Annotated in this window: 15 protein-coding genes; 10 read left to right on the top strand and 5 right to left on the bottom strand. The window is 27.6% G+C overall.

Features of this window, described 5'->3' with window-relative positions:
- Positions 1-2: 2 nt before the first annotated feature.
- The 10 genes from H3T84_RS06850 (at position 3) to H3T84_RS06900 (ending at position 6,379) form a co-directional block, all read left to right on the top strand.
- The gene (locus H3T84_RS06850; RefSeq protein WP_198218654.1) at positions 3-281 is read left to right on the top strand and encodes a hypothetical protein; all 279 of its coding nucleotides are present in this window, start codon (positions 3-5) and stop codon (positions 279-281) included.
- 156 nt (positions 282-437) lie between these two features.
- Complete coding sequence (locus H3T84_RS06860; protein WP_255518381.1) at positions 438-992, top strand: RHS repeat-associated core domain-containing protein; 555 nt, start codon at positions 438-440, stop codon at positions 990-992.
- Positions 989-1,492 (top strand): hypothetical protein, encoded by a 504-nt coding sequence (locus H3T84_RS06865; RefSeq protein ID WP_198218656.1) that lies wholly within the window; start codon positions 989-991, stop codon positions 1,490-1,492. Before H3T84_RS06860 ends, H3T84_RS06865 begins: the two co-directional genes overlap by 4 nt.
- 15 nt (positions 1,493-1,507) lie before the next feature.
- Positions 1,508-2,011: a hypothetical protein gene (locus H3T84_RS06870; RefSeq protein WP_198218657.1), complete on the top strand. Its 504-nt coding sequence runs from the start codon at positions 1,508-1,510 to the stop codon at positions 2,009-2,011.
- Between the two features lie 289 nt (positions 2,012-2,300).
- Positions 2,301-2,807, top strand: coding sequence for a hypothetical protein (locus tag H3T84_RS06875; RefSeq protein WP_198218658.1), 507 nt, complete (start codon positions 2,301-2,303; stop codon positions 2,805-2,807).
- Between the two features lie 130 nt (positions 2,808-2,937).
- Complete coding sequence (locus H3T84_RS06880) at positions 2,938-3,321, top strand: hypothetical protein (RefSeq protein ID WP_198218659.1); 384 nt, start codon at positions 2,938-2,940, stop codon at positions 3,319-3,321.
- Between the two features lie 157 nt (positions 3,322-3,478).
- Positions 3,479-3,991, top strand: coding sequence for a hypothetical protein (locus H3T84_RS06885; RefSeq protein WP_198218660.1), 513 nt, complete (start codon positions 3,479-3,481; stop codon positions 3,989-3,991).
- Between the two features lie 270 nt (positions 3,992-4,261).
- Complete coding sequence (locus tag H3T84_RS06890) at positions 4,262-4,777, top strand: hypothetical protein (RefSeq protein ID WP_198218661.1); 516 nt, start codon at positions 4,262-4,264, stop codon at positions 4,775-4,777.
- 13 nt (positions 4,778-4,790) lie between these two features.
- On the top strand, positions 4,791-5,288 hold the full coding sequence (locus H3T84_RS06895) for a hypothetical protein (RefSeq protein ID WP_198218662.1): 498 nt from the start codon (positions 4,791-4,793) through the stop codon (positions 5,286-5,288).
- A 746-nt stretch (positions 5,289-6,034) separates the two neighbouring features.
- On the top strand, positions 6,035-6,379 hold the full coding sequence (locus tag H3T84_RS06900; protein WP_198218663.1) for a hypothetical protein: 345 nt from the start codon (positions 6,035-6,037) through the stop codon (positions 6,377-6,379).
- A 793-nt stretch (positions 6,380-7,172) separates the two neighbouring features.
- On the opposite strand, the gene H3T84_RS06905 is transcribed toward H3T84_RS06900, so the two are convergent.
- The 5 genes from H3T84_RS06905 to H3T84_RS06925 form a co-directional block, all read right to left on the bottom strand.
- Positions 7,173-8,168, bottom strand: coding sequence for a hypothetical protein (locus H3T84_RS06905; protein ID WP_198218664.1), 996 nt, complete (start codon positions 8,166-8,168; stop codon positions 7,173-7,175).
- A gap of 255 nt (positions 8,169-8,423) precedes the next feature.
- The gene (locus H3T84_RS06910) at positions 8,424-9,392 is read right to left on the bottom strand and encodes a hypothetical protein (RefSeq protein WP_198218665.1); all 969 of its coding nucleotides are present in this window, start codon (positions 9,390-9,392) and stop codon (positions 8,424-8,426) included.
- Positions 9,393-9,398: 6 nt separating this feature from the next.
- Entirely contained in the window at positions 9,399-10,040 is a 642-nt protein-coding gene (locus H3T84_RS06915; RefSeq protein ID WP_198218666.1) for a hypothetical protein, read from the bottom strand.
- 344 nt (positions 10,041-10,384) lie between these two features.
- Positions 10,385-11,224, bottom strand: coding sequence for a hypothetical protein (locus H3T84_RS06920; protein WP_198218667.1), 840 nt, complete (start codon positions 11,222-11,224; stop codon positions 10,385-10,387).
- 182 nt (positions 11,225-11,406) lie between these two features.
- Complete coding sequence (locus tag H3T84_RS06925) at positions 11,407-11,544, bottom strand: hypothetical protein (RefSeq protein ID WP_198218668.1); 138 nt, start codon at positions 11,542-11,544, stop codon at positions 11,407-11,409.
- Positions 11,545-11,582: the final 38 nt, after the last annotated feature.

The following is an 11,582-nucleotide window of genomic DNA, read 5'->3' on the forward strand; positions in this document are numbered from 1 at the left end:
TTATGTCAGATATATCAGATATATGGGTATTTAACGGAGCTACAGCTCGTTTTCCTTCAGGTGTATTTTTGTCCTTAGAAAATGCTAAAGCGTGGATAAAAAAAAATAAATTATCAGGTATTTTAACAAATTATCCAATTGATATTGGAGTATATGATTGGGCCGTGCAAAATAATTTTTTTAGTCCAAATAATGAGAAACAAAAACTTCCATCATTTATTGGTTCTTTTACATGTGCTTCAATGGAACACTATCATTTTTTGGATGGTGAAGAAGACTAATATACTAGTTATATTTCTTTGATATAAGCTATCAAATAATTTAAAAAATCTTTTCTTGTTTGATTATATGCATAATTGGACTTATTGAATTTGTGTTCTTTAGGATAATTGTACGCACAGATAATCAAGGAATAAGCAAATTACAAAGTACAGAACCTGAGGTATCAGGGACAGTATTTAGACAGAGAAACCGGACTGCACTACAATACTTTCAGGTACTATGATCCGGATACAGGCCGCTTTACCCAGCCTGAACCGATTGGGTTGGCCGGCGGACTCAATCTGTATCAGTATGCGCCTAATGCGTTTATGTGGATCGATCCGTGGGGATTAAATAAAAAATTCTCTGCATACTGTGCTTTCGGAAATTCAAAAAAACCTAAAGGACCAAGAGTGGGTAAAGATATTCCTGTTAACAGTAATGGAATGGTAAAGTCCCAAGCTGGCAAAGAATTTCCTGATGGAGCATCTGTTCTAATTGACACAAGAGTTGAGAAAAGTAATTTAGAAGGGCACTACTATTCAATACCTGAAGGAACGCCAATGCCTGATGGTTTGGGTATTAAGCGTGATGGTGTTGATGTAATTACAGGCTCAGATCGTGGGAGGGAACATGCTACTATCTATCCTACACGAGATATGTCAATAGATGAATTTAAAGAGTTATTTGATTCTTTACCTTGGGAATATGTTGGATATCACGAAAAATGACAATGGAACCTATTTATTCTAAAGAATGGATAAATGTAAATGAGGCTGACACAAAAGTTAGAGTTAGTCAGTTTTACTTTAGAAAAACAAATGATTTATTTGAGCAAATTTTATGGGCTCTTAATGATGATCCAGCTGAACAGGCAACAGCATTGAGATTTCTAAGAAATGAGTATCCTAGTGCCTCAGAACTTGAAATATTAGCACCAGTAATCATTGATATAGCTGTAAATAGAAATACTGATAACTCGGCTCTTGCCAGAGAATGCTTGGTTAACAGCGCTTTTAGTGAGGATCGCATTATCAGAGAAAAACTGACATTTATGTTTGATGATTTACTTAAGTCTGAGAATCAATGTATATATAGAAGACTTGCAAAATTATTGTTTTTTTTAAATTACAAAGATTTAAGAAAAAAGTTAATGGAAAAATGTAAGAATAGCAAAGATAAAGATATAGTAAATATCTATACTGAATTTACTGAAAAATATGATTTTTAATAGAATTAAGAAAAAATGACAACAAAACCTATTTATTCTAAAGAATGGAACTCTGTTAAAGAGGCTGACCGTGAACTTATGGTTAGTAGACATAACTTTAGAAAAACAAGTAATTTTTTAGAGCAAATTTTATTGGCTTTAAATGATATATCACAACAGCAGCGTGCATTGGAATGGATAAGAGATGAACGTCTTAGTGACTCAGAACTTGAAATATTAATACCTATAATCATTGATATAGCTGCAGATGGTAATATAGACCGCTTGCCTTATGCCAGAGAAGTCTTATTTAATAACGCTTTTAACAGTAATGATATTGTCAGAAAAAAATTGACATCCATGTTTGATGACTTTCTTAAGTCTGAGGATGACTTTATATACATGAGACTTATGGAATTATTGCGTTTTTTAAATTACAATGATTTAAGAAAGAGATTAATAGATAAAAGTAAAAATAGTACTGATGAAAATATAGTAGATGTCTATACAAGCTTTCTTCAATACCGTGGCTGGCTCTAGCAAAACAAAGCTACCAAGGAGAAATTAAATTTTTATTCAATCTCTGTTATAGTCCTATAGACAGAGATATTATTAATTTCATTAGCTCACTGTTTAACCTATGGTTGCTGATATAGTTCTACATTTTATTACAGTCTAGTCTGCCTATGTTCAATAATCCCAGTAATCAATGGCTCAGATCTCGCGGTATTATATGCAATATAAAATGCTAACAAATTAGTTCTAAGAATTATTTGATTCTTTACTCTTGAAATATGGTAGAAATAAAAAGAACTGGAAATAAGAAAAAATGACAATAAAACCTATTTATTCTAAAGAATGGATAAATGTAAATGAGGCTGACACAAAAGTTAGAGTTAGTCAGTTTTATTTTAGAAAAACAAATGATTTATTTGAACAAATTTTATTCGCTCTTAACAATGATGATTTAGCTGAACAGGCAACAGCATTGAGATTTATCAGGGACGAAAGTTTAAACGAATCAGAATTTAAAATATTAACACCAGCAATCATTAATATAGCTATAAATGGAAATACTGATAATTTGATTCTTGCCAGAGATCGCTTAATAAGAGGCGGTTTTAATCGTGATTACATTATTAGAGAAAAACTAACACCTATGTTTAATGACTTTCTTAAGACTGAGAATCAATATATATATAGAAGACTTGCAGAATTGTTGTTTTTTTTAAATTACAAAGAATTAAGAAAAAGATTAATGGAAAAATGTAAGGATAGTAAAGATAAAAATATCGTAAATATCTATACTGAATTTACTGAAAAATATGATTTTTAATAGAATTAAGAAAAATGACAACAAAACCTATTTATTCTAAAGAATGGAACTCTGTTAAAGAGGCTGACCGTGAACTGGTAGTGAGCAAACATAACTTTAGAAAACAAATGATTATTTAGAGCAAATTTTATTGGCTTTAAATGATCTATCACAACAGCAGCTTGCATTGGAATGGATAAGAGATGAACGTTTTAGTGATTCAGAACTTGAAGTATTAATACCTATAATTATTGATATGGCAGTAGATGGTAATATAGACAACTTGCCTTATGCCAGAGAAGTTTTATTTAATAACGCTTTGAACAGTAATGATGTTGTCAGAAAAAAACTAACATCCATGTTTGATGACTTTCTGAAATCTGATGATTATTATGTATATGCAGGAGTTGCAAGAATACTGATTTTTCTAAATTATAGTGATTTAAGAATCAGATTAACAGAAAAATGTAAGAATAGTACTGATGAGGATATAATTGATCTCTATAAACATATTATTCAAGACGAGTGGTTTTAGCAAAATAAAGTTAACAAAAGGAGAAATTAAATTCTCAAAGATTATGGTAATCGGAGGCTCAGACCGTGCAATATTTTATGCAATACAAAATACTAACAATTAAATCCGAAAAGTTGTTTGATTCTCTACTCTGGAAATATGGTGGAAATAAGAAAAAATGACAACAAAACCTATTTATTCTCAAGAATGGAACTCTTTAAAAGAGACTGACCATGAATTTATGGTAAGCAAACATAACTTTAGAAAAACAAATGATTTTTTTAAGCAAATTTTATCGGCTCTTAATTTTGAAAAAGGTATAACGCAACAGAAAATTGCATTAAAATTGATAAGAGATGAGCATTTTAGTGACTCAGAACTTGAAATATTAATACCTATAATCATTAATATAGCTGTAGATGGTAATATAGATAACTTGCCTTCTGCCAGAGAAGTCTTATTTAATAACGCTTTAAACAGTAATGATATTGTCAGGAAAAAATTGATATCCATGTTTGAAGACTTTCTTAGTTCTGAAGACGACTGGATATATATGAGACTTTCAGAATTATTAATTTTCCTAAATTACAATGATTTAAGAAAGAGATTAATAGATAAATGTAAAAATAGTACTGATGAGAACATACTAGACGTCTATACTACTTTTCTTCAAGACTATGGCTGGCTTTAGCAAAACAAAGCTACCAAGGAGAAATTAAATTTTTATTCATTCTCTGTTATAGTCCAATAAACAGATATATTATTAATTTCATTAGCTCACTGTTTAACCTATGGTTACTGATATAGTTCTGCATTTTATTACAGTCTGACTATTTTCAAGGATTCAGATAATCGGTGATTCAAATAATAAAGTATTTTATGCAATACAAGATATACTAACAACTAAATTACAAGAGTTATTTGATTCTTTAAATAAGAAATACAATAGGAAAAAATAAACATGATAAAGGAATGTACTAATTCTAGAGAATGGATCTCTTTAGAAGAAGCTTGTATAGAACTTATGAATATTCAGTATCGCTTTAAAGAGACAAATGATATAAAAGATTTGCTTAATCAACTTTTATTGACTATTCATAATAATGATTTAGCTGAACAGGCAACGGTATTGAGACTTATTAGGGATAATGGTTTTACAGCTTTAGAACTTGAAATATTAACGCCGGTAATCATTAATATAGCTGTAAATAGAAATACTGATAACTCAATTCTTGCCAGACAATGCTTAGTCAACAGAGCTTTTAATCATGATCACATTATCAGAGAGAAACTGACATCTATGTTTGATGATTTTCTTCAGTCTGAGGATCAATATACATATAGAAGACTTGCAGAATTATTGTTTTTCTTAGATTACAAAGATTTAAGAAAAAGGTTAATGGAAAAATGTAAGAATAGTAAAGATAAAAATATCGTAAATATCTATACTGAATTTACTGAAAAATATGATTTTTAATAGATTAAGAAAAATGACAACAAAACCTATTTATTCTAAAGAATGGAACTCTGTAATAGAAGCTGACCGTAGACTTGTGGCGAGCAAACATAACTTTAGAAAAACAAATAATTTTTTTGAGAAAATTTTATTAGCATTGAATGATCAAGAGCAACAGCAACTTGCATTGGAATGGATAAGGGATGAGCATTTTAGTGACTTAGAACTTGAAATATTAATACCTATAATCATTGATATAGCTGTAGATGGTAATCAAGACCACTTGCATTATGCCGGAGAAGTCTTATTTAATAACGCTTTTAACAGTAATGATATTGTCAGAAAAAAACTAACATCCATGTTCGATGACTTTCTTAACTCTGAGGATGACTGGATATATATGAGGCTTTCAGAATTATTAATTTTTTTGAATTACAATGATTTAAGAAAGAGGTTGATAGATAAATGTAAAAATAGTACTGATGAGAATATAGTAGACGTCTATACTAGTTTTATTCAAGACTATGGTTAGCTTTAGCAAAACAAAGCTATCAAAGGGAAATTAAATTTTCAATGATTTTTATTACCTCTTTTAGTCTTATAAATATGTTATTATTAATCTTATTAATCCATTGTTTTACCTGATAAAACTTACTCACAATTTCTAATTATAATCTATTATCAGCGCAACAAACTGTTCAAAATTGCTTAATGCGCCCTTTCAGCAAATTGTTTTTAAGATGGATATAATGAAGAATGATAATCAGCCTACCCTTTTTAATAATCATAATAACCAGAGGCATCAAATATACAATTTACGCACCGGTTTGAATGGTACACTTAAAAAGCTGACGAATAAAATAATTAAATCATATGAGATAACTCATATCAGCTTTGTGGCAAACCGATACAAGTAATCGCATATATCGATACAATAAAATTTGAGGTATCAGGACTAATATTAAAACAGAGAAACTGGTTTGCATTAACAATCATTTCAGGTTTGATAATCAAGATATAGTTTGTCTACTCAGCTTGATGCGTTAGGGACTGTCCAGTTATTTTAAGCTGGCAATATACACAAGATAAATGAATTTTATATTGAGCTTTGAAGCTAAAAAACTAAACAGATAAAAATATGCTAAAGATGGAATTTACCAAAAGCAAAAAGCTAATTTACATAATGGGTGGTGATTTATAAAAAACAATCCGAACAAAATTATTTAATTTATGTTAAGATTGTAAATATAATTTGATTTGTTGATTAATAGATTAGTAATGAAATTTATTTATAAAAAGGATAAAAACAGTGATACTCATTGGATATTTTGTGAATCCAATCATGCTCCTTTTATAGTATTAAGTACTATTAATGATAAATATACAAATATTTTTTATGATATAACAAATTATCATCTTGCTTTAGAACAAATTTCTGATGATGTAAAAAAATTATATTCCGTATATATTGAATTTTGTATGCTTTCTGCCCCTGTGATTCAAGAGTTATTTGATCAATATTATTTTTTTAATTTAATAGTAAAAAGTGAACATGCTGATTTTTTAGCAGGAAAATTATATGATTACCTCTTATTCAGGTTAAATGAATCTAAATTAACCTGATATTTTCAGACTCGACTACAAAAACAACAGATGATTAAGTGTTTATAACGCATATACGGCGAGATATTTCTCCAGTTAATTAGGGAAACTAAAAGGCTAAACAATTTAATTGTAGATAAATAATCAATTTTTTACGTAACCACATTAATTCAGGCTAGTTACTTAGCAAATATCAGAATAACTTATGGCTTAGATAATAAACGTTGCCGACGTGCAATTGTATAATTATTATCTATGGTAAAATCAATAGCCAACTGGAAATCCGTATCTTGTCATGGTTATATAGCTAAAAATCAATAATTTTTCTGACACTTTTCATTGTCTGAAATTAAATATAAAAACGAATCCATTTCTGCACTTTGCATAAAAGAATTAATCCTATTTGAATTAATATTTCAAAGAATTTAGTGTACTTTTGCTTATTATTTAACATCTCCCTCCTACAAAAAAATATTCTAAGATTTTTTATATAGACAGAAATTTCTTTTAATGAATCTATTATATAGAATGTGAGCACATCATTATTATTTAGATGAATATAAATAGTAGGTAGTTGTGTCAATACATTTAAAATGAATTATCATCTAATTGAACAAGTTGTTTTTAATTATACTATCAAGTATATGGTAAATATACAAATATGTTCGTACCTCAAAAACGTTATAGACAGGAAGAACACGATAAATATCTTCCTGTCAATTACTGATGTTTTTTACTATTCAAATATTTTTAGTAATCGAAATATTTGATCCAATTTTAAGTAAAAAAATTATTATTATAAATATTTTTTCTTTTATTTTTTACCTAGTTCTTTTTCAATACGAATTAGCTCTTGTTTAAGTCCGTTCACCTCACATAAATAAAGATATTTAAAGTATGGTAAAATAACATCATTATTATTATCAAAATTAGGCATTGTTATACATGCTTGATCTAATTTTTTCTTAAATAATGGGAAAAAGTTTTTTGAGGTTTTGGATTTTTTGACCAGCAATGCCGTGTTCTTTTTTACTTCATTAAGATAATATGTATAAGTATTTGGCTCATTACATTCAGTATCCAATTCTTCTTCTAAACACAGTTTACCTGAATTTTCATTGTAATACGGTTTGGAATATACAATCAAATTATCAGGAAAATTTATTTGTTCCCTATTTGTTTTAATCTTTATTGCCTTGAATTTATTTTGTTTAAAGTCTATTTTATAATGTGCCCATAAAAATAACCAATCACCCTCCTCATTAGCGCCGTGATTTATAATAAAAATATTAAATTTTTTATCGATATAGTAACTTAGTTCATCAGTAAAACCAAATTCACCAGTACGATGCCAACTTACCGTTAATTGATCAACAATTTGCCCGTCTTTTTCAAGAAATAAAATAATAGTAGGACTCTCATAATAAGTATCAAAATAAGGAACTTTAATATTTTTTTCTACCAAAAAAAGGGAAAATTTATCTGACTGATAAAGATATATTTTTTTCTCTGCCACAGAGTCTTCTTTTTTTATATTTTCAAGTATATTAGAGTTAGAAATAAATTCTAAAGGGCATTTTTTTTGAAAATTTTCAATATCTGAATTTGTATAATCAAGCGAATGATCAAACTCACATTTTTTATTTATAGTTTCAATATCAGACATATTTTTTATTTTTGACCATCCATATGGCAATGAATTATTTAATGGTTTGGAGAAGGTAGCTGGTGTGAATATAATCAATAAATATAGTCCGATAAATAACTTACTATTAATCAATTTTATTATTTCTACCTTAAAAATTTCCATTTATTTGATCCTGACATAATATATATATTTCATTAAAAAACTACTTAATAAAATCATAATGATATAAATTTTTAACACTTCGCAAATAGTAAGAATAGTCCCTGTTCTATATTTTTATTAATTGCAATAATTAAATGACTAAATTGTAAAAATTCATTATATATTTTACATTATTTTTGGGTACGAAACCCCGTAATGTTTTTTTATTCCATTATAGTAGTTAATAATTAACTTTGAGTATGCATAAAATTCAGATCATAAAACCTCTAATCTTTGATCGATTTTTTTAATTTTTTTCTTTAATTGCCTGGTTAAACATTTTGTTATCTTGTAAGTAAATTTTTCTGCTTCAAAATGATCATTTGGTTCTGATATTGATAAACACTTTTTATTAATTTGCTTATCGATTATTTCTATTGATTCTTTACTATTTGTATTTTTTTCTTTCAACATCTTAATTTTTTCAGATAAAATATTATGGTAAAACCGATACGAATCAATACTACATCTTGTTGAATATTCTTTTTGATAGCATGTTTTTACTTTATCAATTTCATAAGGTGTTTCTTTTAATGAGCCCTCAAGAATTCTAAAATGATCTGGATAAATAATTTCATATTTATATCCATCATCGATCAACAGATCTATAAGATTAAAATGATAATTTTTTTTGTCTATTTGATAATGTTTCCAGAATACAGGTTCCACATTACCATCTATATCCTTGACTGATAATGTATAAATATCCCCGCTATCACTAATATAATAATATTGATTGATATACCAATAATAACCATCCACATCATAATAACTCTTCGCTAAAGTAATTTTATCCATAAAATTTGTTTTATTAAACATGGATAAATTGAGCGCTTTTACGGGGTATTTAGTATTATTAATTATTTTGGTAGAGGTATTTTTTTCAATAATAAGATCTAGTTTCTCAAAATTATAAATATTTTTTTTATTGTTAATGGTTTCATATAAATTCTGAAAGTAGAAAGCAATTTGATTAATTGGACAATTTTTCATTATCTTTTCACGTTCAGAATTGGTCATTTCCCAAAAATCAATTGGTTTATGGCAATCTTTTTCTAGTTGAATTATATCTATTGATTGAATATCAGATTTACCTTTATAATTTTCAGCCACATTAAATTGCTCTGCATAGCTATTATAAATAAACAAATTTATTATTACAGCTATATATATTGATTTTTTCATGATCTACTACTCTACTAAGTTAAAAATACCAGAAGGCGTCATTTGAAATTCTACAGTTTTGGTATCGATTTGATTATTTTCTGGATTTATTATGAGTTCATTTGGATTTTCATCGGATTCAATAAGGTTGTCATGCTGATATTGGGTTATCAAAATTTTTCCATTTGGATTTATTATAAAATCATTCCAGTATGATATTTCACCACTTTGAACTTGATAAAGTAATATTGCATCAATAACCCCTCCTTGATCATCATAACTATATAATTGAAAAGTAAATGCTTGATCATTATCACCCCTCGCCATCTGTATAACGCCTTTATATAAAATATTTTTATAATAAAAATAACAATGAGGAAAATAGAATGGCGTTTTACCGAGATAATCAAATAATTTAGGTTGATATAAAAATTCCTTGTTAGTGAACCTGAGGGGAAACGGCATATCAGGAGACAATTGCAATCCATTTTCTCCCCAATAATAGTATTTTTCTAATTCAGCAGAGGAATAAGGTAAATTTATTTTTTTATAATGCTTGAGTTCAATTTCTTTAGTATTTGCAATTTCATTGGAAATATCTGCAATTGCATTGCTAACATTCCCAAATGCTATAAAACAGATAATAATTGGATAAATTAAGTATTTCATGCGTTAATTTCTCAACTTTCTTTATAGCATGGTATTGAAAATATGAGCGATGTGGATAATAGTTAGCATCAATTGAAATTTGGTTAAAACAGCGTATTATGTATTTAATCACATAGCTCTATCTCTGTATAATTGTCCAGTCATTTATTAAAAATATACATTTGTATACATTTTACTACAGCTAAGTCTTTTAAACCAAGTTCCAATTTCTGATTTTTAAACTTTATATAATTCAATATTGGTAATTTTATATTGAAATTTTTCTTTAAAATATCATAGAGAATTTTCTACTTTTATACTGTACTATTTCAGGAGATAGTTGCGACTCGGATAGGATCTATTTATTAATCAGCAGAATGAATAGTTGTCAATTTTGTCCCATTTTTTTTGTGTTTAAAAATGTAAGACGTTTCTCCGCCTGCAAAATGCTGTAATATTTCTAACTTATTCTTTCCTTTCCATTTATACTCAACATCAACTACCTTATCTTCATAAGTTACTGAGCGATTTTCACCTATTCCAATTTTCTCCCTAAAAATATATGCTGGATTTGTACTCATTGCATCATACACATCTAAAATTGACATGTGTTGATAATAGCAAACTTCGACAGACTCCATGATTTCTTTCTGTGGTATGTCTACGCATTTCCCATTATTATTTAAATCATTGAGTTTTTTTTCATCTTCATTAGATAAACGATGAAAGAAAAACAGTTGATTTTTATAAGGTATCATCAATTCATTATTATCAAGCAGAATAATATTAATATTACTGTAAATATTACTGTATTCGTTACATTGGTCTGATGAATCACTATTATTTTCTAATGTGTCATTATTATTTCTATAATAAAGTTTACTAAAGCTATTTGTTGTCAAATGATATTTTTTTAATTCATTTTTATAGTTCCTAAAAAAATCACTTTTATTTAATCGATTATTGATTTCTTGTTTATTTTCCTCTGAATGTTTGAAATCACATCCTAAAAAATAGATTGTTTCATCTTCACTAATTTTTAAATTTGAATCACTGAAAACTTCTTCTATATGTTCTTTTTCAGTTGTTTGTTTTGTTAATTTGTCTTCTATTAACCTATAATAACTAGTATTAAGGCTATATGCGTAATTAGTACTCACAGATAATAAAATGATTAGTGAAATTTTTAAAATAGTTTTTTTCATACTAAACTTTTCTTAAGAAGGTCATTATATAAATAATATGATTTACATCATAAGATGTCTAATTCAGTTGGGCTTACGACTCGGATAGGATCTATTTATTAATCAGCAGAATCAATAGTTGTCAATTTTGTCCCATTTTTTTTGTGTTTAAAAATGTAAGACGTTTCTCCGCCTTCAAAGTATTATATTACTTCTGATTTATTTTTTCCTTTCCATTTATACTCAACTTCAACTTTCATATTTTCATCTTCATTAGTCACTGAGCGATGTTCACCTACTCCAATTTTCTCCCTAAAATTATATGCTCGATTAAAACTCATTGCATTAAACACTTTAGAAATTAACGTGTTTTGATAAT

The sequence above is a fragment of the Snodgrassella sp. M0110 genome (assembly GCF_016101465.1).
Classification (GTDB): domain Bacteria; phylum Pseudomonadota; class Gammaproteobacteria; order Burkholderiales; family Neisseriaceae; genus Snodgrassella; species Snodgrassella alvi.